The organism is Azospirillum sp. A29, from assembly GCF_042604625.1.
GTDB lineage: Bacteria > Pseudomonadota > Alphaproteobacteria > Azospirillales > Azospirillaceae > Azospirillum > Azospirillum palustre.
This window is the reverse complement of record NZ_CP170463.1, coordinates 512,445-534,809: the sequence shown is the minus strand read 5'-3', so window position 1 is coordinate 534,809 and position 22,365 is coordinate 512,445. Positions and strand designations below refer to the sequence as shown.

At 67.6% G+C, this 22,365-nt stretch carries 20 protein-coding genes; 8 read left to right on the top strand and 12 right to left on the bottom strand.

Translation table 11 applies throughout. The features are described 5' to 3' along the window. Nucleotides 1–75: 75 nt before the first annotated feature. The 10 genes from ABNQ38_RS10950 to ABNQ38_RS10905 form a co-directional block, all read right to left on the bottom strand. Nucleotides 76–1,155 carry an ABC transporter ATP-binding protein gene (locus ABNQ38_RS10950; RefSeq protein WP_377806862.1) on the bottom strand — a complete coding sequence of 360 codons (1,080 nt, stop codon included), beginning with the start codon at nucleotides 1,153–1,155 and terminating at the stop codon, nucleotides 76–78. Then, the gene (locus ABNQ38_RS10945) at nucleotides 1,152–3,341 is read right to left on the bottom strand and encodes an ABC transporter permease (protein WP_377806861.1); all 2,190 of its coding nucleotides are present in this window, start codon (nucleotides 3,339–3,341) and stop codon (nucleotides 1,152–1,154) included. Before ABNQ38_RS10945 ends, ABNQ38_RS10950 begins: the two co-directional genes overlap by 4 nt. A gap of 137 nt (nucleotides 3,342–3,478) precedes the next feature. After that, nucleotides 3,479–4,528, bottom strand: a complete 1,050-nt coding sequence (locus tag ABNQ38_RS10940) for an ABC transporter substrate-binding protein (protein ID WP_247872870.1) — start codon at nucleotides 4,526–4,528, stop codon at nucleotides 3,479–3,481. Between the two features lie 154 nt (nucleotides 4,529–4,682). Continuing rightward, nucleotides 4,683–5,432 (bottom strand): response regulator, encoded by a 750-nt coding sequence (locus ABNQ38_RS10935; protein WP_377806860.1) that lies wholly within the window; start codon nucleotides 5,430–5,432, stop codon nucleotides 4,683–4,685. Between the two features lie 50 nt (nucleotides 5,433–5,482). Further along, nucleotides 5,483–6,400, bottom strand: a complete 918-nt coding sequence (locus tag ABNQ38_RS10930; protein WP_377806859.1) for an NAD(P)-dependent oxidoreductase — start codon at nucleotides 6,398–6,400, stop codon at nucleotides 5,483–5,485. Nucleotides 6,401–6,459: 59 nt separating this feature from the next. Then, on the bottom strand, nucleotides 6,460–8,352 hold the full coding sequence (locus ABNQ38_RS10925; protein ID WP_377806858.1) for a TRAP transporter large permease subunit: 1,893 nt from the start codon (nucleotides 8,350–8,352) through the stop codon (nucleotides 6,460–6,462). Between the two features lie 192 nt (nucleotides 8,353–8,544). Beyond that, complete coding sequence (locus ABNQ38_RS10920) at nucleotides 8,545–9,585, bottom strand: TRAP transporter substrate-binding protein (RefSeq protein WP_377806857.1); 1,041 nt, start codon at nucleotides 9,583–9,585, stop codon at nucleotides 8,545–8,547. A gap of 124 nt (nucleotides 9,586–9,709) precedes the next feature. Then, on the bottom strand, nucleotides 9,710–10,726 hold the full coding sequence (locus tag ABNQ38_RS10915; RefSeq protein ID WP_377806856.1) for a transketolase family protein: 1,017 nt from the start codon (nucleotides 10,724–10,726) through the stop codon (nucleotides 9,710–9,712). Then, a complete protein-coding gene (locus tag ABNQ38_RS10910; protein WP_377806855.1) occupies nucleotides 10,723–11,580 on the bottom strand; it encodes a transketolase in 858 nt (285 codons plus the stop codon). Before ABNQ38_RS10910 ends, ABNQ38_RS10915 begins: the two co-directional genes overlap by 4 nt. A gap of 25 nt (nucleotides 11,581–11,605) precedes the next feature. Then, on the bottom strand, nucleotides 11,606–12,355 hold the full coding sequence (locus tag ABNQ38_RS10905; protein WP_377806854.1) for an SDR family NAD(P)-dependent oxidoreductase: 750 nt from the start codon (nucleotides 12,353–12,355) through the stop codon (nucleotides 11,606–11,608). 208 nt (nucleotides 12,356–12,563) lie between these two features. Between ABNQ38_RS10905 and ABNQ38_RS10900 the strand changes: the two genes are divergently transcribed. After that, on the top strand, nucleotides 12,564–13,511 hold the full coding sequence (locus tag ABNQ38_RS10900) for a LysR substrate-binding domain-containing protein (protein ID WP_377806853.1): 948 nt from the start codon (nucleotides 12,564–12,566) through the stop codon (nucleotides 13,509–13,511). Here ABNQ38_RS10900 and ABNQ38_RS10895 read toward each other — a convergent pair. Then, on the bottom strand, nucleotides 13,508–14,530 hold the full coding sequence (locus tag ABNQ38_RS10895) for a substrate-binding domain-containing protein (protein ID WP_377806852.1): 1,023 nt from the start codon (nucleotides 14,528–14,530) through the stop codon (nucleotides 13,508–13,510). The genes ABNQ38_RS10900 and ABNQ38_RS10895 overlap by 4 nt on opposite strands. 279 nt (nucleotides 14,531–14,809) lie before the next feature. Here ABNQ38_RS10895 and ABNQ38_RS10890 point away from each other — a divergent pair, with 279 nt between their 5' ends. The 5 genes from ABNQ38_RS10890 (at nucleotide 14,810) to ABNQ38_RS10870 (ending at nucleotide 19,771) form a co-directional block, all read left to right on the top strand. Beyond that, nucleotides 14,810–15,832, top strand: a complete 1,023-nt coding sequence (locus tag ABNQ38_RS10890; protein ID WP_377806851.1) for a TRAP transporter substrate-binding protein — start codon at nucleotides 14,810–14,812, stop codon at nucleotides 15,830–15,832. A 28-nt stretch (nucleotides 15,833–15,860) separates the two neighbouring features. Continuing rightward, complete coding sequence (locus ABNQ38_RS10885; protein ID WP_377806850.1) at nucleotides 15,861–16,757, top strand: ribokinase; 897 nt, start codon at nucleotides 15,861–15,863, stop codon at nucleotides 16,755–16,757. A 56-nt stretch (nucleotides 16,758–16,813) separates the two neighbouring features. Then, the gene (locus tag ABNQ38_RS10880) at nucleotides 16,814–17,752 is read left to right on the top strand and encodes a dihydrodipicolinate synthase family protein (RefSeq protein WP_377806849.1); all 939 of its coding nucleotides are present in this window, start codon (nucleotides 16,814–16,816) and stop codon (nucleotides 17,750–17,752) included. Nucleotides 17,753–17,896: 144 nt separating this feature from the next. Next, complete coding sequence (locus ABNQ38_RS10875) at nucleotides 17,897–18,442, top strand: TRAP transporter small permease (protein ID WP_377806848.1); 546 nt, start codon at nucleotides 17,897–17,899, stop codon at nucleotides 18,440–18,442. A 48-nt stretch (nucleotides 18,443–18,490) separates the two neighbouring features. Beyond that, nucleotides 18,491–19,771, top strand: a complete 1,281-nt coding sequence (locus ABNQ38_RS10870; protein ID WP_377806847.1) for a TRAP transporter large permease subunit — start codon at nucleotides 18,491–18,493, stop codon at nucleotides 19,769–19,771. A 9-nt stretch (nucleotides 19,772–19,780) separates the two neighbouring features. Here ABNQ38_RS10870 and ABNQ38_RS10865 read toward each other — a convergent pair whose 3' ends face one another. Then, on the bottom strand, nucleotides 19,781–20,500 hold the full coding sequence (locus ABNQ38_RS10865) for a FadR/GntR family transcriptional regulator (RefSeq protein WP_377806846.1): 720 nt from the start codon (nucleotides 20,498–20,500) through the stop codon (nucleotides 19,781–19,783). A gap of 192 nt (nucleotides 20,501–20,692) precedes the next feature. Here ABNQ38_RS10865 and ABNQ38_RS10860 point away from each other — a divergent pair, with 192 nt between their 5' ends. Together ABNQ38_RS10860 and ABNQ38_RS10855 are read left to right on the top strand one after the other, a co-directional pair. Continuing rightward, nucleotides 20,693–21,493, top strand: coding sequence for a transporter substrate-binding domain-containing protein (locus tag ABNQ38_RS10860; protein ID WP_377806845.1), 801 nt, complete (start codon nucleotides 20,693–20,695; stop codon nucleotides 21,491–21,493). Between the two features lie 89 nt (nucleotides 21,494–21,582). After that, entirely contained in the window at nucleotides 21,583–22,254 is a 672-nt protein-coding gene (locus ABNQ38_RS10855; protein WP_377806844.1) for an amino acid ABC transporter permease, read from the top strand. The last annotated feature ends 111 nt before the right edge of the window (nucleotides 22,255–22,365 follow it).

Genomic DNA, 22,365 nt, shown 5'->3' with positions numbered 1-22,365 from the left:
CGGCCGCCCCGCCAGCGCCAGCGGTAAAAGCGGCAGCCAGCGCGAGCGGGGCGGTAGGAGACGGGGCGGAGGGCCTCAGCGTGCGACGGCGGCGATGCCATCGCCGGTGAAGGTCGCGAGCGCGCTGGCCCCCGCCGGCACCGGGTTGGCGACGTTCGGATCGACCACGAACAGGTCGCCGAACTCGCTGACCAGCCCATACTCCATGTGCGATCCGAGATACGTCGCCTTGCGGACCGTCACCGGGATGCCGTCTCCGCCAGTCTCGCCGGCCGACACGGTCCGCAGGCGGATCGCGTTCGGCCGGACGGCCAGCAGCACCTCGCCGGCCGGCAAGCCGGGATCGGGGACCGACAGCGTCACCCGGCCGAGCGCCACCGTGGCCATGCCGCCGCTGCGGCCCACCAGTTCGCCGTCGATCAGGTTGGCACCGCCGATGAAATCGGCGACGAAGCGGTTCTTCGGCCGGCGGTACAGCTCGTCCGGCGTGCCGGTCTGGGCGATCACCGATCTGTTCATCACGATGATCCGGTCGGAGACGGCCAGCGCCTCCTCCTGGTCGTGGGTGACGTAGACGGAGGTCAGGCCGAGCTTCTGCTGAAGCTCGCGGATGTCGTCGCGCATCTTGCGGCGCAGCTTGGCGTCGAGGTTGGACAGCGGCTCGTCGAACAGCAGCACCTCCGGCTCCAGCACCAGGGCGCGGGCGACGGCGACGCGCTGCTGCTGTCCGCCGGACAGCTCGCTCGGCAGGCGCTGGCCGTAGCCGCCGAGCCCGACCAGTTCCAGCCCCTCCGCCGCCTTGGCTGCGGCGTCGCGCTTGCGCACGCCGCTGACTACTAGCCCGTAGGCGACGTTGTCGGCCACACTCATGTGCGGGAACAGGGCGTAGGACTGGAACACCATGGTCACGTTGCGGTCGGTGGCGGACAGCCGGGTGACGTCCTTGCCGCCGATCAGGATGGTCCCGCTGCTCGCCATCTCCAGCCCGGCGATCATGCGCAGCGTGGTGGTCTTGCCGCAGCCGGACGGCCCCAGCAGGGTGACGAGGGTGCCCGATTCGATGGTGAAGCTGACGTTGTCGACGGCAGCCGTGTTGCCGTAGCGGCGGCTGACGTTGCGGAACTCGACGCCCGCGGGCTTGCTGGCGATGCTCATACCGGCTTCTCCTGAAGCGTGACGGGGGTGGCGGTGCGGCGGCCGATGCGGCGCTCGCCGACAAGCAACTGGATGAGGGCGATGACGACCGACATCAGCACGATCAGCGCCGAGCTGTAGGCGATGGCGAGGCCGAAATCGCCCTGCTCGACGCGCCCGACGATGTAGGCGGTCGCCAGCTCGTACTTCGGGCTGACCAAGAAGATCACCGCGCTGATCGAGGTGATGGCCCGGACGAAGCTGTAGACCAGCGAGGCGACGATGGCCGGGCGCAGCAGCGGCAGGATCACCCGGCGGATCGTCTGCACGCTGCCGGCCCCCAGCGTCAGCGAGCATTCGTCGAGGCTGCGGTCGATCTGCGACATGGCGGCAACGCCGGCCCGGATGCTGACCGGCATGTTCCGGAAGACGAAGCAGACGATCAGGATGGTGACGGTGCCGGTCAGCTCGATCGGCGGCTGGTTGAAGGCGAGGATGTAGCTGATGCCGATCACCGTGCCGGGGATGGCGAAGCTCAGCATCGTCAGAAATTCGAAGGCACCCTGGCCTTTGAAGCGCTGGCGCACCAGCAGATAGGCGGTCAGCAGACCGACGGCGGCGGTCAGCGGCGCCGACAGGGCGGCGACCTCGATGGTCGTGAACAGCGAGCCCCAGGCCCGGCCGGACCAGATCAGCCCGCCCGGACCCCAGCTGAGGTCGAAGGCCGCCAGATAATGGCGCAGGGTCAGGCTGTTGTTGCGGCCCCAGTTCTCGGTGAAGCCGCCGAACAGGATCAGGCCGTAGAGCACGAAGGTGAAGGCGGCCCAGGGCAGGGCGGTGGCATAGGCGGCGATCTTGATGCCGCGCGGAAGCTGCGACGGGATGCCGTTGTCGCCCTTGCCGCCGACCGTCGCGTAGGACTTCTTGCCGAGCCATTGCCGCTGCACCCAGAAGGCGCCGAGGCACATGCAGAGCAGGATGATGCCGAGGGCGGCGGCACGGCCGGGGTCGTTCTGGGCGCCGACGACCGCGAAATAGATCTTGGTCGACAGCACTTCGAAATTGCCGCCGAGGATCAGCGGGTTGCCGAAGTCGGCCAGGCTCTCGATGAAGCTGATCAGGAAGGCGTTGGCGACGCCGGGACGCATCAGCGGCCAGGTGACGGTGCGGAAGGTGACCCAGCGGCTGGCCCGCAGGGTCTGCGCCGCTTCCTCCAGCGAGGGGCCGATGCCCTGCACGACGCCGATCATCACCAGGAAGGAAATCGGCGTGAAGGCCAGCGTCTGGGTCAGCAGCACGCCGGGAAGCCCGTAGATCCAGCGCGAGACCGGGATGCCAAACCAGTCGGCCAGCGCCAGCGTGACGGTGCCGTTGCGCCCGAACAGCAGGATCACGGCAAGGCTGATGACGAAGGGCGGCGTGATGATCGGCAGCACGGTCAGCACGCGCAGCAGCTTCTTGGCGCGGAAGCCGGTGCGCACCGCCACCAGGGCGAAGGCCAGCCCGAGCAGGGTCGTCGCGATGCCGGTCATCACCGCCAGGAAGACGCTGTTCCACACCACCCCGCAGGCTTTCGCCTCGGTCAGGCAGGACAGGCGCCAGATGTCGGGGGCGACGAGGCGTGACCACAGCGCCGCGGCCGAGAAAGCGCCTGTTCCGGTGTCGCCGGCCCCACTCAGGACATAGCCGACCGGCAGGAAGACGAAGGCGGCGATAGCGGCCAGCACCAGCCCGATTGCCCCCGCCGTGAAGCGGTCGCCCTTCATGAAGCCCAGCCCGGCGAAGCCGTTGGTCATCAGGAACAGGAAGGACAGCGCGGTCAGCGCCGCCCCGGCGCCGAAGCCGCCCTGGCCCAGCGGCAGCGGACCGAACAGCGCGCCGAGCCAACCCCAGGCCCAGCCATTGAGGCCGATGGCGAAGCCCTGTGCGGCGACCCAGGCCAGCCCGAAGGCTCCGCTCGCCAGCAGGATCGCCGGTTGCCGGGCATGGAGCCGGGGCAGGGCGGTGGCGACGAGCGCCAGGATCAGCGGGAGGGCGGCGGGCAGGAGCCACCAGCGCCCGTTGGTCAATCCGTCGATCAGGGCGGAGCCGGCCGGGCCTGGGGACGGTGGTGCAAGTGCGGGCTGGGTGCCGCTGCCGGCGAACCAGGGCAGCAGGGCGAAGCCCACCCACCCCAGCGCCAGCCAGACTGCTGAACGAGGACGCATCACTTCACCTGCGAATTCTTGCGGTCCGGGCATGACCGCCCCTTCCCTCCCCCCCTTGACGGGGGAGGGGGCGACGGATGTCCTGATCGGTGGGAAAGGCCGGACGCGGTTACGCTGTAACCACCATTCGGCAACCGTTACTTGGCGACGGCCTTGATTTCGGCGTCCCAGCGCGACAGCAGGCGCTTGCGCTCTTCGGCGGTGCCGAATTTCTGGAAATTGTAGTCGATCATGCGGATCGCCTCCAGCTTCGGCGCCTCCGGCGGGATCGCCGCCTTGCGGTTGGACGGCATCTGGAACTGCTTGGTCTCGGCGCCGGTGGCCTGACCTTCCGGCGACAGGGCGAACTCGTAGAAGGCCTTGGCGGTGTCGAGGTTCTTCGTGCCTTTGATGATGCTGACCGAGCCGATCTCGTAGCCGGTGCCCTCGCAGGGGGCGGCGACATCGACCGGGAAGCCGTTCACCTTCTGGTTGATCCCGTCATGCATGAAGATGATGCCGACCAGCGTTTCGCTGCGTGCGACGGCCGCCGCCGGGGCGCTGCCCGACTTGGTGTACTGGTTGACGTTGTCGTTCAGCTTCTTGAGGTAATCGAACGCCCCATCCTCTCCCAGAACCTGGACCAGGGTGGCCAGCGCGGTGTAGGCGGTGCCCGACGCGTTGGGGTTCGCGATCTGGATCTCTTCCTTGAATTCCGGACGCAGCAGGTCGGCCCAGCATTTCGGCGCGCTGATCTTGCGCTTGGCCAGAAGCTCGGTGTTGTAGACGAAGCCGAGCGCACCGGCATAGATGCCGACGCTGCGCCCCTGCGACTGCTTGTACTGGCTCTGCGCCCAGGGCTGGAGGTCCGCGAACTGCGGGCTTTCGTAGGCCAGCGTCAGCCCTTCCTCGGCCGCCTGCAGATGCGGGTCGCCGGGGCCGCCCCACCAGACATCGGTCTTCGGGTTGGCGGACTCGGCGCGGATCTGCGCCAGCGCCTCACCGGCGCTCTTGCGGCTCATGGCGACGGCGGTGCCGGTCTTCTTCTCGAAGGCGACGGCAATCGCCTTGCACCATTCCTCCTGCACGCCGCAGAGAACGGTGAGGGGGCCTTGCGCCTTGGCCGGGGTCGCCGTCAGGGCGATCACGGAGCCGGCCGCCAGGATGCCGAGGCCGACCGACTTGATCCAGTTGCCAGCGGATGTCACGGAACACTCCTCCCTTGGAGTTCGGGTTGATTTTTGACGATCGCATATTTGTTCGCTTCCCCAGCGTAAGCGGCCAGGGTGAACGGCGAATGTCACGCTTCAAGGGAGTGGCTGTAACTTTGTTAACAGTGGCTAGCATTGGCGGGACCGACGGTCAGTGGCCGAACGCCTCGATGTCGCAGTCGAAGACATATCCCAGCCCGCGCTCAGTGCGGATGAGCCAGGGCTGCTGCGGGTTGCGTTCGATCTTGCGGCGCAGGCGCAGGATCAGCACGTCGATGGTCCGGTCGAAGACGTCGTCCCGGTCATGGTGGGTCAGGTCGAGGATCTGGTTGCGGCTGAGCACCCGGCCATGGGCGCGGACCAGCGCCACCAGCAGATCGAACTCGGCCACCGTCAGCGGCACCGGCTTGCCGGCCGGGTCGAACAGCCGCCGCCCGTCCTCGTCCAGGGTGAAGCCGGCGAAGCGGTAGCCACGCTTGCAGGGCGCCGGGACGGGAACGCTCTCGCGGGCGGTACGGCGCAGAACCGCCTTCACCCGCGCGATGAACTCGCGGTTGTTGAACGGCTTCACGATGTAGTCGTCGGCGCCGACCTCCAGCCCCATGATGCGGTCGATGTCGTCGCCGCGGCCGGTCAGCATGATGATCGGGACATCCATCGTGCCCCGCACCTGGGCGGCGATGGAGATGCCGTCGCGGTCGGGCAGCCGCAGGTCGAGCACGATCAGGTCGAGCCGTCCGGCGCCGAGCACCGTCATCAGCGTCGCAGCATCGGGACAGCGGACCGTCTCGTACCCCTCGCCGGCAAGCAGGTCGGCGACCATCTGGAGGACATCGGGATCGTCGTCGACGATCCCGATCGTCAGACGCCTGCCGCCATTCGGTGACGTGTTCGATGACATCCTGCCCGCCCGCTGATGAGGGCGCAGGATCGCATTCCTTCCCGCCGGGATCAACCGGTCTGGCCGGGATTTCCAATCGCTTCCGCAGCCTGGCCTGTTCCATTGAGCGCGTGGTAGCTGCGGATCACCTGGCTGTCGTCCATCGCCCCTTCTCCGCGGCCGGAGGTGGCGAGGAACATCTGGTGGGCGACGGCTGCCAGCGGCAAGGCCGCCTTGGTGTCGCGGCCGGCCTCCAGCACGATGCCGAGATCCTTGACGAAGATGTCGACGGCGCTGGTAATCGCGGGATCGGCCTGAAGCATGCGCGGACCGCGGTCCTTCAGCATCCAGCTCGACGCCGCGGAGCCGCTCATGATCTCCAGCAGGATGTCGAGATCGACGCCGACCTTGGCGGCGAGCGCGAAGGCTTCGGCGACCACGGCGATGTGGACGCCGCACAGCAGCTGGTTGACGGTCTTCACCGTGGCGCCCTGGCCCGGCCGCTCGCCGACATGGAAGACCTTGTCCCCCATCGCCGCCAGCACCGGGCGCAGCCGCTCCACCACCGCGGCCGGTGCCGCCGCCATGATCGACAGGGTGCCGGCGACCGCACCTACCACGCCGCCGGACACCGGGGCGTCGACGAAGCGGCGTCCGGCCGCCTCAACCCGCGCCGCCAGGGCGGCAACCGCTCCCGGCGGGCAGGTCGCCATCAGGATCACCGCCGATCCTTCCGGCAGGCTCTCCAGCGCGCCGTCGGCGAACAGCGCCTGTTCGGCCTGGGCGGCGTTCACCACCATCAGCACCAGCGCATCGGCACCGGCCGCCGCCGCCGCGGCGCTCGGCGCCGGTCGGGCGCCGCGCGCCGCCAGCGCGGCGACGCTGTCGCTGCGGACATCGAAGCCCTGCACGGCGAAGCCCTTGGCCAGCAGGTTGTTCGCCATGGGCATTCCCATGGATCCGAGGCCGATGAATCCGACGGTCGTCATTGTCCGGTGTCCTTGTATGCGGAGACTGTGAAGGGGAGAGAGGCCGGTGCCGGAGCGGGTCAGCCGAGGAAGCCGATCGAGACCCAGGGGAAGGCCGCGACGACAATCAGCCCGACCGCCAGCGCCGCCAGATATCCCAGGATGGGCTTCATGCCTTCGTCCGGGCTGATGCGGCTGATGGCACAGGCGGCGTAGTAGCCGACACCGAAGGGCGGGGCGAACAGGCCGATGCCCATCGCCAGGATGACGATCATCGCATAATGGACCTCATGCACGCCGATCTGGCGGGCGATGGGGAACAGCAGCGGACCGAACAGCACGATGGCGGGGATGCCTTCCAGCACGCTGCCCAGGACGATGAAGGCGACGATGGACACCGCGATGAACACCGGCACGCCGCCGGGCAGCTCGCGCATGGCCGTCGCCAGGGTGTTGGAGAAGCCCGACTGGGTCAGCGCCCAGGCCATGCCGGTGGCCGCGCCGATGATCAGCAGGATGGCGCCGGACAGCGCCGCGGTATCGACCAGCATCGGATAGATGCGGCGCCAGTCGAACTGGCGGTAGACCAGCAACCCGGCGATCACGGCATAGACGATGCCGATGGTCGACACCTCGGTCGCCGTCGCCACGCCTTCGATCACCGCGGCGCGGATGATGAAGGGCAGGGCGATGGCGGGCAGGGCGATCAGGAACGCCTTGCCGATCTCGCCCCGGCTGGCGCGGCGGACATGGGACAGGTCCTCGTCGCGATAGCGCCACCAGACCAGCCCGCCGAGCGCCACCCCCAGCACGATGCCGGGCAGCAGGCCGCCGGTGAACAGGGCGGCGATGGACACGCCGGTGACCGAGCCGATGGTGATCAGGACCAGCGAGGGCGGAATGGTTTCTGTCTGGGCGCCGGTGGCGGACAGCAGGGCGACGAGATCGCCGGGCTTGGCGCCGCGCGCCTTCATCTCGGGGAACAGCACCGGCGCCACCGCCGCCATGTCGGCCGCCTTGGAGCCCGAGATGCCGGACACGAGATACATCGCGCCGATCAGCACATAGGACAGGCCGCCGCGCACATGGCCCAGCATGCTGGCGAGGAAACCGACCATGGCGCGGGCCATCCCCGTCATCTCGATCAGCTGACCGAGAAAGACGAACAGCGGCACCGACAGCAGGATCAGGTGGCTCATGCCCTCGTCCATCCGGCCGACCATGACGATGGCCGGGGTCGAGGTGGCGAGCGACAGGTAGCCGAAGGTGGCGAGCCCGAAGGAGAAGGCGATGGGCAGGCCGAGGAACACCATCACGCCGACGCCGACGACGAAGAAGAGCAGCAGGTTGAGGTTGCCGAGCCCGGCGAAGACCGGACCGGCCAGCACCGCCGCACCGATGGTCGCGACCACCGCCAGCGCCGCCCACAGCACGTCGGCGGCGCGGCCGACACGGGCCAGCCGCAGCAGGGCGACCGAGATCATCAGGACAATGCCGACCGGCAGCGCGGAGGCGCGCCAGGAGTTGGCGATGTCGAGCGCCGGAGTGGTGACCCACACCTCTTCCGACGCGAATTCATAGGCGGGCTCGGCCATCAGCAGCAGGAAGGCCAGCGCCGCCGTCATGGCGAGCACATCGAGGAAGGCCTGGGCACGCGGTCCCAGCATGCCGACCAGCGCCGTCATCCGCATATGCTCGCCCCGGCGCAACGCCACGACCGAGCCGAACATGGCGAGCCAGAGGAACAGGATGGAGGCCAGCTCGTCCGACCAGATGATAGGGCTGTGGAGGAGATAGCGCCAGATGACGCCGACCAGCAGCACGCCGACTTCGGCGAGCACCAGCAGCGCCGCCGGAAGTTCGACGAGAAGCCCGATGCCCCGGTCGAGCTGGCCGAGCCAGCGGGATTGGGTGCCGGACGGCTGCCCGGAACCGTGAGCGACGGTTGCCGCCGCATTGATGGGAGTGTTCATGAGGCCAGCCCTTCGGAAGGACGATCGGTGGACGGGACGGCCGACCGGGACCCGCCGCCCCTGAAGCCGGTGCCATTCGAACCGGTTTCAGGACAGGGGTGCGGATCGGCCGGGTCGCAATCGACGGCAGTCTCAATGGACGGCAGTCTCAGTCTGGGGGCCTCAGCCTGGATGGTTTCGGCCCGGACGGTCTCAGCCGAGCTTGCCGGAAACCTTCTCCAGCAGTTCCCAGGCGGTCGCGCCGTACTTGTCCTTCCACTCCTGATAGAAGCTGGTCGAGGACAGCGCCTTGCGGAACGGCTCGCGGTCGACGGTGTGGAAGGTCAGCCCCTTGGCGGCCAGATCCTTCTGAAGGCTGTCGTTCAGGGCGGCGATGTCGGCGCGCTGGTCGTCGGCCGAGCGGTCCAGTTCGCGGCCGACGATCCCCTGGACATCGGCCGGCAGCTTGGCGAAGGCCCGCTTGTTGCCCAACACCCAGTAGCCGTCCCAGACATGGCCGGTCAGGCTGCAGGTCTTCTGCACTTCGTACAGGCGGGCGGTGGCGATGATCGCCAGCGGGTTTTCCTGCCCCTCCACCACCACGGTCTGGAGCGCGGAATACAGTTCGTTGAAATTGATCGGGGCGGGAGCGGCGCCGATGGCCTTGAACAGCGAGGTCAGCGCCGGCGCCGGCGGCACCCGCATCTTGAAGCCCTTGATGTCGTCGGCGGTCTTGATGACGCGGGTGGAGGAGGTGACATGGCGGAAGCCGTTGTCCCATATCTTGCCGAGCGTCATGATCGGGGTCTTGGCGATCTCGGCGCGGATGTGCTTGCCGAGGTCGCCGTCCATCGCCTGCCAGACGGCGTTGTAGTCGTTGAAGGCGAAGCCCATGCTGGTGATGCCGGACACCGGGACGAAGGTGGCGAGAATCAGCGAGCTGAGATTGAAGATCTCGACCCCGCCGTTGCGCACCTGACCCAGCAGGTCGGTGTCGCTGCCCAGCTGGTTGGCCGGGAACAGCTTGATGTCCAGCCGGCCGGAGGTCGCCTCGCGGATGCGGTCGATCGCTTCCTGGGCGCGGATGTTGACGGGATGGGTCGGATCCTGGCCGGTGGCGTACTTGAACTGGAACTCGGCGGCGTCCGCCGGGTATTTCAGGATGGTGACCAGCGGCATGGCGCCGGCGGCGGCAAGAACGGCGCGGCGGCTGGGACGGAAGGAGGTCGAGCGGAAGGGCGGCATCTTGAGCATGGTTTCCTCTCCGGAATTCTGTGGTTCGGCTTTTTTAGGGTTTGGCCTTTTTGGGCGGCGGAAGCCGACGGCAGGGACCGGTTGCAGGGGCGGGGAGGCGGCCTCCCCGCGTCCCGAAGAGCCCTTACAGCCAGCCCTTGATGCTGGCCGCCATCGCATCGGTGGAGATGCCGTAGAGGTCGTGCAGGGTCGGCAGGGCGCCGGCCTTCAGGAACTCGTCGGGCAGACCGATCTGGCGGAAGACCGGGGTGACGCCGGCGCGCAACAGGGTGCCGGCCACCGCCTCGCCCAGCCCGCCGATGACGGTGTGGTTTTCCGCCACCACCACCATGCGGCCGGTGCGCGCCGCCTCGCGCAGGATGGTCTCGGTATCGAGCGGCTTGATGGTGGGGACGTGCAGCACGGCAACGCCGATCTTGTCGGCCTCCAGCCGCTGCGCCACCTCCAGCGCCCGCATCGTCATGATGCCGGACGAGATGACCAGCACGTCGGCACCGTCGCGCAGCAGCTTGGCCTTGCCGAGTTCGAACTTGTAGTCGTACTCGTCGAGCACCAGCGGGACGTTGCCGCGCAGCAGGCGCATGTAGACCGGACCCTGGTGGGCGGCCATGGCGGGAACCACCTGCTCGATCTCATGCGCGTCGCAGGGATCGATCACCACCATGTTCGGCATGGCGCGCATCAGCGCCAGATCCTCGGCCGCCTGATGGCTGGGGCCGTAGCCGGAAGTCAGGCCCGGCAGGGCGCAGGCGATCTTGACGTTGCGGTTCTCCTCCGCAATCGTCTGGTGCACGAAGTCGTAGGCGCGGCGCGAGGCGAAGACGGCGTAGGTGGTGACAAAGGGCATCATGCCCTCGTGCGCCATGCCCGACGCCGCGCCCATCAGCAGCTGTTCGGCCATCCCCATCTGATAGAAGCGGTCCGGGTAGGCCTGGGCGAAGATGTGCAGGTCCGTGTATTTGCCGAGGTCGGCGGTCATGCCGACGATCTCCGGCCGCTGCTTCGCCAGTTCTACCAGCGCATGGCCGAAGGGGGCCGGCTTGGTCCGCTGCCCCTCCGCCGCGATCGAGGCGATCATGGCGGAGGTCTTCAGGCGTGGCTTGGCGGCGGTGGCGGCGCCAGTCGTGGTGACGGTGCTCATGCGGTCCTCCCGGCTTCGAGCGCGTCCAGCGCCTGCTGCCATTCGTGCGCGTCGACGCGGATGAAGTGATTCTTTTCGCGGGCTTCGAGGAAGGGCACACCCTTGCCCATCTTGGTGTCGCAGACGATCATCCGCGGCTTGGGCTCCGGGTGCGACTTGGCGGCGTCGAAGGCGGCGACCACCGCGTCCATGTCGTTGCCATCGACGCGCTGGACGAACCAGCCGAAGGCCTCTAGCTTGTCCACCAGCGGTTCGAACGCCATCACCTGGGTCGACGGACCGTCGGCCTGCTGGTTGTTGACGTCGACCATGGCGATCAGGTTGTCGAGCTTGTAATGGGCGGCCGACATGATGGCTTCCCAGACGGAGCCCTCGTCCAGCTCGCCGTCGGAGAACAGGGTGTAGACGCGGCTGGCGGAGTTCTTGCGCTTCAGGCCGAGCCCGATGCCGACCGCGATGCCGAGACCGAGGCCGAGCGAACCGCCCGACATCTCCATGCCCGGCGTATAGGCAGCCATGCCCGACATCGGCAGGCGGCTGTCGTCGCTGCCGTAGGTCTCCAGCTCTTCGGCCGGGACGATGCCGGCCTCGATCAGGGCGGCGTAGAGCGCGATGGCGTAATGGCCGTTGGACAGCAGGAAACGGTCGCGCCCCTCCCAGTGCGGATCCTCGGGCCGGTAGGTCATGGCGTGGAAGTAGGAGACCGCCAGCACGTCGGCGATGTCCAGCGCCTGCCCGATATAGCCCTGGCCCTGCACTTCGCCCATCAGCAGGGCGTTGCGGCGGATGCGGTAGGCGCGTTCGGCCAGCGGCACATTGTGCCCCAGCGGGGTGGTGTCGGTTGCGGTGTCCACGAGAGGTGTCTCCAGCATTTCGGGATCAGTGGATCAGCATGCCGCCGTTGACGTCGAGCGTGGCGCCGGTGACGTAGGAGGACAGCTCGGACGCCAGGAACAGGCAGGACCGGGCCACATCGTCGGCGTCGCCCAGGCGGTTCAGCGGAATGCCCTTGAGGATTTCCGTCCGCAGTTCCGGGGTCAGCTTGTCGCCGGTGATGTCGGTCTGGATCAGGCCGGGCGTGACCGAGTTGACGCGGACATTGTCCGGTCCCAGTTCACGGGCCATCGCCTTGGCCAACCCCAGCACGCCGGCCTTGGCCGCGCTGTAATGCGGACCGCCGAAGATGCCGCCGCCGCGCTGCGCCGACACCGACGAGATGCAGACGATGGAGCCGGACTTGCGCTCCCGCATGTGGGGGACGACCGCCTGGCTCATGTAAAGCGTGCCGCGCAGGCTGACGTCGGTCACCGCCTCGTAATTCTTCGGGCCGATGTCCATGAACTTCAGCGGCTGGGTGATGCCGGCATTGTTGACCAGCACGTCGATGCGGCCGAACTCCTCCACCACGCGGTTGGCGACGGCGAAGCAGGCATCGCGGTCGGTCACATCGCAGGCGAAGCCGCGGTGCGCCTCGCCCAGTTCGGCGGCGGCTTCGGCAGCCTGGGCACCGTCGAGGTCTAGGATGATCGCGCGCCCGCCATGCAGCGCGAAGAGCTTGGCGGTCGCCCGGCCGATGCCGCGGCGCGACGCCGCCCCGGTGATCACGCAAACCTTGTTGGACAGCAGCATGGTCGCTTCCTCTTCTCGAAGCAGGCTCCGCCGTGGCGGCCTTGCGGGTGCCGCGACGGAGCGCCGGTTTTGCTTGGTTGTGGGAGTATTCGTGGGGTCGACCGATGATTTGTTCGGCAGATCGTTGAGCAAATATTATGATCTTGAGGTGAGCCTGACAAACGAATAAGATCGCAATTGGATGAACTGAATTCACCTGAATGCTGCGATGCGGAAGCGGGTCTCAATCAAGGCGTTGCAAGCGTTCGAGGCTGCCGCGAGGTTGCAATCCTTTGCAACCGCAGCACAGGATCTCGGGTTGACGCCGTCGGCAATCAGCCATCAGGTGAAGCTTCTGGAGGAGCAGCTGGGCTTTCCGCTGTTCCACCGGGTGCACCGGTCGGTGACGCTGACCGACGCCGGGCGGGCCTATGCCGCCGAAATCATCGCTGCTTTCGCCCGCATCGATGCCGCCACGCGCAATGCCACCACCGCCGGGGCCGGCACCACCATCCTGACCGTGCGCTCGATGCCGAGCTTCGCCACGCAATGGCTGATGCCGCGGCTGAACCGGGTGAAGGAGCTTCACCCGGCCATCGACATCCGGCTCCAGGCCTCGGTCTCACCCATCGACCTGACGACGGGGGCGGTGGACATCGACATCCGCTACAACCCCGGTCCGCCGCCGTCCGGTTGCGTGATGGCCCAGTTTCCCGAGGACACCATCGTGCCGATGTGCGCCCCGGAGCTGGCCAATGGCCTGAACCCGATCCGCCGGCCGCAGGATCTGAGTCGCCATATCCTGATCCATTCGGAAATCAACATCGTCGGCTGGCGCGACTGGGCCCGCCGGCACCGCGGCGTGCAGCTCGACATGGAGCGCGGCCTGCGCTTCGACCGCTCCTTCATGGCGATCAACGCCGCGGTGAACGGGATGGGGGTTTGCCTGGACAGCCTGCTGCTCGCCCGGCGGGAACTGGAGTCGGGCAGGCTGGTGATTCCGTTCCCGCCCCGGCCGCTCAAGGCGCAGGGGCATGGCTTCGTGACCTTGAAGTCGTCCTTCGACCTGCCGAAGGTCCGGCTTTTCCGCGACTGGCTGTTCGACGAGTTGGACTCCTGCCGGCAGTGGGAGGAGCGTTACCTCGCGTCCCTGCAAGCGGTGGCGGCGCCGCGTTAAGGGCGTGGAGCCGCCGTCGTTCCCCGGCGGATCAGGGTCGGCACCAGCGGCGGCAGAGCGGACGGTTGGCTCCCCTCCAGGCAGGCGAGCAGATAGGCGGCGGCGCGCCGGCCGATCTCGTGATTATCGACGTGCATGGTGGTCAGCGGCGGGTCGAGTTGGCGGCTGATGGCGATGTCGTCGAAGCCGGTGATGCTGAGGTCATGCGGCACCGACAGCCCCATCGCCCGCGCCTCCAGCAGAGCGCCGAGGGCGAGGTAATCGTTGCCGCAGATCACCGCGGTCGGCGGCGGATCGCTCGCCAGCATGGCGCGCACGCTCTGCCGGCCGAAATCGATGCTCCATTCCCCTTCGCACAGATGCTGTGGCCGGATGCCGAGGCCGCGTTCGGCCAGCGCTTCGCGCACCCCGTCCAGGCGCGCGGCGACACGGTCGTTGCCGGTGGTCGGCTGGATGATCACCCCGATGGTTTCGTGACCGAGGTCGAGCAGATGGCGGGCGATGCTGTGGAAGGCCTGCCGGTTGTCGAAGCCGATGCAGGGGTGCGGGCTGTCCGGCCGGTGGCTGTAGGTGACGACATAGGGAATGTGCCGGGCCTGGATGCTGGCGAACAGGTCGGGCCGGTGGGCCTCGCCGACGATGGCCAGCGCCTCTACCCCGCGGGCCAGCATCGCCTGGACGTCGTGCGCCGCCTGATCCCGGTCGTAATTGAAACAGCTCAGCAGCAGCGTGATGCCGCGGTCGGCGAAGGTGGCCTGCATCGCCCCGACCTGGGCGGCGAACACCTCGTTGTCGAGGGTGGGAATGACCGCCCCGACGATGGAGGTGCGGCGGCGGGCCAGCGCGCTGCCGGCGGCGTGCGGCATCCAGCCCATTGCCTTGGCGGTCGCCAGCACGCGTTCGCGGATCGCCGGGGCGACCTTTTCCGGATTGTTGAAGACGCGCGAAACGGTGGCGATCGATACCTCCGCCGCCGCGGCGACATCCACGGCACGGGGCGCACGCGGTGCACCGGACACAGAGGGCGCACCGGACGCGCGGGGCGCAGGTCCGGGCTTCGGATCGCGCTCTGACATCGCCGGCATCTCCATAAGGTTGTGCGGAACCGCTTTATTGAAAGCGGTTACATATCCTCCATGCCACGTCAAGTTTGTTGTTGCATCAGTCCGTGATGCGATCTATGTAAGCGCTTACATTAACGGCGCCGGCCATGTGACGCGCTCACGTTTCCCGGCCCGTTTTTCCCATGGCAACCCGCGAAGGCCCGCCGACGAACGGGCCGCATCAGGAGGAATGGTATGCGCAACGGTCTTCAGGCAGTTCTGGCGAGCGCCGTCACGGCAGGCATGCTGCTGTTCAGCGGCATGGGCAATGCGGCGGAGATCGGCGCGCACACCATGAAGCTGGCGAGCGCCGGTGCCGACGGGTCGCCGCTGGCGCTGGGCATGGCGAAGTTCGCCGAGATCGTGAAGGAGAAGAGCGGCGGCAAGATCAAGGTCCAGCTCTTCACCAACGGCGTGCTGGGCGGCGACGTGCAGATGATCTCCGCGCTCCAGGGCGGCATCGTCGAGATGACGGTGCTGAATGCCGGGCTGCTGTCGAGCCTGGACGACAATTTCGTCATGGTCGACCTGCCGTTCCAGTTCGACTCGCCGAAGGTGGCCGATGCCGTGATGGACGGCCCGGTGGGCAAGACCCTGCTGGACAAGCTGTCGGCCAAGGGGCTGGTCGGTCTCGGCTATTGGGAACTCGGCTTCCGCCAGCTGACCAACAGCCGCCGTCCGATCGCTACGGTGGAAGACATTGCCGGCCTGAAGATCCGCGTCGTGCAGTCGCCGATCTACATCGATCTGTTCAACACGCTGGGCGCCAACGCCGTGCCGCTGCCCTTCCCGGAGGTCTACACCGCGCTTGAGAGCAAGACGGTGGACGGCCAGGAGAACCCGGCCCCCAGCATCCTGACCGCCAAGCTGAACGAGGTGCAGAAGTACCTGACGCTCAGCAACCACATGTACAACCCGCAGGCCGTGCTGGTCGGCGCCAAGTTCTGGGCCAAGCTGAACGAGGACGAGCGCAAGCTGATCCAGGACGCCACGCTGGAGGCCCGCGATTACGAGCGCCGCGTCTCGCGCGAGCAGGCGAGCAAGGCGGTGGACGAGCTGAAGGCCAAGGGCATGACCGTCACCGAGCTGGCCCCGGCGGAGATCGAGAAGTTCCGCGCCAAGATCCGCCCGGTGGTCGAGAAGTTCTCGCAGAAGGTCGATCCCGCTCTGATGGCGCAGGCCCAGGCCGAGATCGCCAAGGCGCGCGCCGCCCAGTGACGGTGCGGTAAGGCAGCGGAGCAGAGCCATGATCGTCGTCTTCGGATCCATCAATCTCGACATGATCTTCGCCATGGAGGATCTGCCCCTTGCCGGGCAGACCCTGCTGGCGCGGTCGCTGGATTTGCATCCCGGCGGCAAGGGGGCCAACCAGGCCGTCGCCGCCGCCCGCGATGGCGCCGCGGTGACGATGGTCGGGGCCGTTGGCGGCGACGGGCTGAAGGAAACCGCGCTGGACGGGCTGCGCGGCGCCGGTGTCGATCTGTCCCGTGTCGCGGTGACAGACCGGGCGACCGGCACCGCCGCCGTCTGCACCGACGCGGCGGGCCGCAACCAGATCGTCGTCGCCGGCGGGGCCAACCTCCAGTCGCGCGCCGATCAGGTGGAGGACGCGCTTCTCTCGCCCGACACCACTCTGATCGTGCAGATGGAGTCCGATCCCGGTGAGACCGCGGCGCTGATCCTGCGCGCCCGCCGGCTCGGGGCGCGGGTGATCCTGAACCTCGCTCCGGCGGCCCCGCTGCCGCTCCCCGTGCTGAAGTCCGTCGACATCCTGGTGGTCAACGAGGATGAGGCGGCGTGGCTCGGCAACCATCTCGGTTGCGCCGACGACGCGGCGTCGCTCTGTTCCCTGCTGGGCGGCACGGTGATCCGCACGCTGGGCGGCGACGGCGTCGAATGGTCGTCGGTCGACGGCAGCGGCCATCAGCCGGCTCCTGCCGTCGCGGTGCGCGACACCACCGGGGCCGGCGATTGCTTCGTCGGGGTGCTGGCGGCCGAACTGGACCGCGGCCGGCCGCTCGCCGCCGCCATTCGCCGCGCCGCCTGTGCTGCCTCGCTGTCCTGCACGCGGGCAGGCGGTCAGGCCAGCCTGCCGGCGGCGGCGGAAACCGACGCAGCACTCGGCGGGCTGGCGGTCGCCTGACAGGCCACCCGTCCACTCCCTTGCTTTTGCATTCCCTCCCGATTGGAAGTCTTCCCATGGCGCATCGCATTGACGGCATCATCCCGGTGATGCTGACCCCCTTCACCGATGCCGGCGAGATCGATTATCCGGGTCTGACCCGCCTGATCGAGTGGTATCTGGCCAACGGCGCCGACGCCCTGTTCGCCGTCTGCCAGTCCAGCGAGATGCAGTTCCTGTCGCTGGCCGAGCGAGTGGATCTGGCGAAATTCGTCGTAGCCACCGTCGCCGGCCGGGTGCCGGTGGTGGTGTCGGGCCACATCAGCGACGACCTCGACGCCCAGGTCGAGGAACTGACGGCAATGGCCGCCACCGGTGGCGACGCGCTGGTTCTGGTGACCAACCACCTCGACCCGAAGAACGAAGGAACGGAGGCGTTCCGCCGCCACCTGTCCCATCTGCTGGAGCGTCTGCCGAGCGACATCCCGCTGGGCCTCTACGAGTGCCCGGCGCCCTACCGCCGGCTGCTGAGCGACGAGGAGCTGCGGCTGTGCATCGACAGCGGCCGCTTCGTGCTGCTGAAGGACGTCAGCTGCGATCTGCCGACGGTCGAGCGCCGGCTGAAGATCGCCGAGGGCTCCGGCCTTGCCATCATCAACGCCAACGCCGCCATTGCGCGCGACGCCATGCGGGCCGGGTCGCCGGGCTTCACCGGGGTCTTCACCAACATCCACCCCGACCTCTACCGCTGGATGCGGCTGCATGGCGACCGCCATCCCGAACTGGCGGACGACCTGGCGACCTTCCTGGTGGTTGCCGCCGTATCGGAAAGCCTGGGTTATCCGGCCTTCGCCAAGATGTACCACCAGCGCCTCGGCACCTTCGGGTCGATCCGCTGCCGGGTGATCCAGTACGACGTGCGCGAACGCTTCTGGGCGCTCGACGCAGTGCTCGACAAGGTCGTCGCCGGCACCGACGCCTTCCGCGCCAAAATCGCGGCCCTGCCGGCCGAATGACCTGACGGGGTCCTGAACGAAAAGAGCTTTAGAGTGTGATCGGTTCAAGCGGAATCGCTTGAAGCGTGAATCACACGGAAACCAAAAGCTAAGAGTCTGTCTGGTGCTTCAATAAGCATCAGACAGACTCTAGGGGAGGAACGGATGGGCCGCTTCATCGACGGGTATGTCTTCGTTCTGAAGGTCGCGATCGTGGCCTGTCTGGCCGGCATGCTGGTGCTGGTGTTCGGCAACGTGGTGCTGCGCTACGGCTTCAACAGCGGCATCACGGTGTCGGAGGAGCTGTCGCGGCTTCTCTTCGTCTGGATGACCTTCATGGGCGCGGTGGTGGCGCTGCACAAGCACGGCCATCTCGGCATGGACACCATGGTCGCCCTCCTGCCCAGGGCGGGGCGGCTGGTCTGCTTCTGCCTCAGCCATCTGCTAATGATCTACGCGACCGGGCTTCTGCTCGGCGGCAGCTGGGACCAGACCCTGATCAACCTGTCGGTGACGGCACCGGCCACCGGCCTGTCGATGGGATTCTTCTATGGCTCCGGCGTGGTGTTCGGCGTCCTGGCGCTGGTGATTCTGGCCTTCAACCTCGTCCGCGCGCTCACCGGCCGCCTCAAGGACGGCGAACTGATCACGGTGACGGAGTCCGAAGAAACGGTCGACGCCACCCATGCGCCCACCGGCCGGCACGCCTGATCCCTTGGCCTGATTCCGCGATAGCCCGAGCGGCAAGGAGTTTCTCCCATGACCGTCACCGTCTTCCTCGGCTCGCTGCTGGGGGCCATGGCCATCGGCACGCCGATCGCCTTCGCGCTGCTGCTGTGCGGCGTGGCGCTGATGTTCCATATGGACCTGTTCGACGCCCAGATCGTCGCCCAGAACGTCGTCAACGGCGCCGACAGCTTCCCGCTGGTCGCCGTGCCCTTCTTTATGCTGGCGGGCGAGGTGATGAATGCCGGCGGCCTGTCGCGGCGCATCGTCGCCGTGGCGATGGCGCTGGTCGGCCATATTCGCGGCGGGCTCGGCTATGTCGCCATTCTCGCTTCCTGCATCCTCGCCAGCCTGTCCGGGTCGGCGGTGGCCGATGCCGCCGCCCTGTCGGCCCTGCTGGTACCGATGATGGTGCGGGCCGGCCATGACAAGGCGCGCTCCTGCGGGCTGATCGCCGCCGGTGGCATCATCGCGCCGATCATCCCGCCCAGCATCGGCTTCATCCTGTTCGGCGTCGCGGCCAACGTGTCGATCACCAAGCTGTTCCTGGCCGGCATCTTTCCGGGCCTGATGCTGGGTCTGGGGCTGGTCGCCGCCTGGTGGCTGGTGGTCCGCCACGAGAATCTTGCCCCGCCGCCGCGCGCGACGAAGGGCGAGGTCGCCGTGGCGGTGAAGGACGGCTTCTGGGCGCTGATGCTGCCGGGTATCATCATCTTCGGTCTGAAGTTCGGCATCTTCACGCCGACCGAGGCGGCGGTTGTGGCGGCGGTCTATGCGCTGTTCGTCGCCGTGGTGGTCTATCGCGAGCTGAAGCCGTCGCAGCTGTTCGACCTGTTCGCCTCGGCGGCCACCACCACCGCGGTGGTGATGTTCCTGGTCGCGGCCGCCATGGTGTCGGCCTGGATGATCACCATCGCCAACCTGCCGGCCCAGGTCGGCGACCTGCTGGAACCCTTCATGGGCAGCCCGACCCTGCTGATGGCCGCCATCATGGTGCTGGTGGTGATCGTCGGGACAGCGATGGACATGACGCCGACCATTCTGATCCTGACCCCGGTTCTGATGCCGGTGATCAAGCAGGCCGGCATCGACCCCGTCTATTTCGGCGTCCTGTTCATCATCAACAACGCCATCGGCCTGATCACCCCGCCGGTCGGCACCGTGCTGAACGTGGTGGCCGGCGTGGCAAAGCTGAACATGGGCAGCCTGATGCGCGGCGTCTGGCCCTTCCTGCTCGCGCAGCTTCTGGTCCTTGCCCTGCTGGTGCTGTTCCCGTCGCTGGTGATGGTCCCGGCCCGCTGGTTCGCGGGCTGAGCCGATCCCCTACAGGGAGCTGCCGGCCACGGGTTCGGCAGCTCTCCCGGCACCCAGCAGAATGCCCAGGCGCCCCGCGGCACCGGTGATGTGGTCGGACATCGCCTGCGCTGCGCGGGCGCCGTCGCGCGTCTGCAACGCCGTTAAAATCCGTTCGTGCTCCTCCAGGGTTTCCCAGATGCGATCCTCCTGGGCGAAGGGAAGCGTCTGGATCTCCGTGACCACCGCATCGACCGTCCGGAACAGGTCCATGAACATGCGGTTGCCGCAGCCTTCGACGATCAGGCGGTGGAATTTGCTGTCCTCCACCCCAGCCTGGGCGAAGTCGTGCGCCTCGAAGGCGGTGCGCATCCGGACCAGCGTGCTGGACAGCGTTTCGAGCGCCGCGTCGGGTAGGGCAATCGCGGCCAACTGGGCGGCCTGCGGCTCCAGCGCCAGCCGCGCCTCATAGACCTCGCGGGGCGAATAGAGGTCGGCGAACCGCCAGGCGGCGACCGGGTCCGGCGGCTTGCCATCGGTGAGATAGACGCCGCGCCCCACCTCGATCCGGATCAGGCCGAGGGTTTCCAGCGCCGACAGCGCCTCGCGCAGCGATGCGCGGCTGATGCTCAGCCTCTCGGCAAGCTCGCGCTGGGGCGGGAGCTGATCGCCCGGACGCAGCCCCTGTTCGTCGATGATCCGGCGGATCTTCTCGACCGCCGCCTGTGGCACCAACAGCCGTCCACGCATCCTGTTGATTCCTGTCTGTCGTTGCTCTTGCCGGGGTGCCCCACGCGACGCCTTGACAATAGCCCAGAAAGGGCGTGCAATCCAACTGGTCAGACCGGTATGGCCTCTCAGACCAAGGAAAACGACAACACCGGCTTTCAGGGATTCGCGTCAGGCATTCACCCACCCATGCAGGGAGACGCAGGTACAGCCATGCGCAGACAGATTCTCAAACTCGCTCTCCTCGCGGCGGCTTCCGTCACCGTCTGGGGCGGCTTCGCACCGGCCCGCGCCGCCGACCTCGCCGTCGGCGCCAACATCGGCAACGTCCCGTGGGAGTTCCAGGACGCGTCCGGCAAGTTCGTCGGCTTCGAGATCGACGTGGTCAACGAGGCGGCCAAGCGCCTGGGCAAGACCGTGGAGATCGTCAACATCCCCTTCAACGGTCTGTTCTCCGCCGTCCAGTCGGGTCGGATCGCCATGGCGATCTCGTCGATCACCATCACCGACAAGCGGCTGGACTCGGTCTCCTTCGCCCAGCCCTACTATGACAGCGACCAGTCTCTGACCGTGCGGGCGAACACTCCGCTGAAGAGCGTCGACGATCTCAAGGGCAAGTCGCTGGGCGTCGACACCGGCTCCACCGGCGACATGTGGGTGAACCAGAACCAGGCCAAATACAGCTTCGGCGATGTTCGCCGCTACGAAGGGCTGCAGCCGGCGATGCTCGACCTCGGCGCCGGCCGCCTGGACGGCTACATCAGCGATATTCCGGCCTTGCTCTACTACACCAAGGACAAGCCGCAGTTCAAAGTCGTCCAGCGCATCCCGACCGGCGAGCGCTATTCCGTGATGCTCGCCAAGGACAGCCCGCTGCTGCCCGCCGTCAACGACCAGATCACCGCGATGAAGAAGGACGGCACCCTGGCCGCCCTGCACGAGAAGTGGTTCGGCGTGAAGCCGGATGCCGACGGCAGCACCGTCAAGGTCCTCGATATCCCGAAGAAGCCCTGAGCGCGGACCGTCTCCCCGCCATCGGACCCCATGGCCGGGCACACGGCGCCTGAGTTGCGCGTGCCCGGCCCATGCCTGGACATTCCCTCATGGACTTGATCGACACCTTCTTCAACGGAAGGGTGCTGTGGGATGCGCTGCCGCTCCTGCTGATGGGGCTCGGGACCACGCTGTCGCTGGGGTTTCTCAGCATCGTGCTCGGCCTGATCGGCGGTCTGGTCCTCGCTCTTCTGCGTCTTTACGGCCCGCCGGCCCTGCGCGGACTGTGGGTGCTGTACATCGACCTGTTCCGCGCCATTCCCATCCTGGTGCTTCTGGTCATCGTCTATTACGCCCTGCCGTTCGTCGGCATCCGGCTTTCCCCCTTCGCATCCGCCACCACCGCCCTGTCGCTGGTCAGCGCCGCCTACAGCGCGGAAATCCTGCGGGCCGGCATCCAGGCGATCCCCCGCGGCCAGTTCGAGGCCAGCCAGGCGCTCGGCCTGTCCTACTGGAGCATGATGGGGGACGTCGTCCTGCCGCAGGCCGTCCGCATCGTCATTCCGCCGATGACCAGCAACTGCATCAACGTGATGAAGGACACCGCGCTCGCCTCCGTTGTCGCGATGCCCGACCTGCTGAAGCAGGCGACCCAGGCCCAGGCGCTGGCGGCGAACCCGACGCCGTTGATCGGCGCCGCCGCGCTGTATGTGCTGCTGCTCCTGCCGATGGTGCGAGCCGTGGGCACGCTGGAACGACACTTCGCCAGGGAGCGCCGCTGACATGCAGACCAACGATATCCAGCCGGGGGATAAGCAGGCGGGGGAAGCGGGCAGGGGGGCATCCGCGCTTCCGGGCGGCCGGCCGATCATCTCCATTCGCGACCTGCGCAA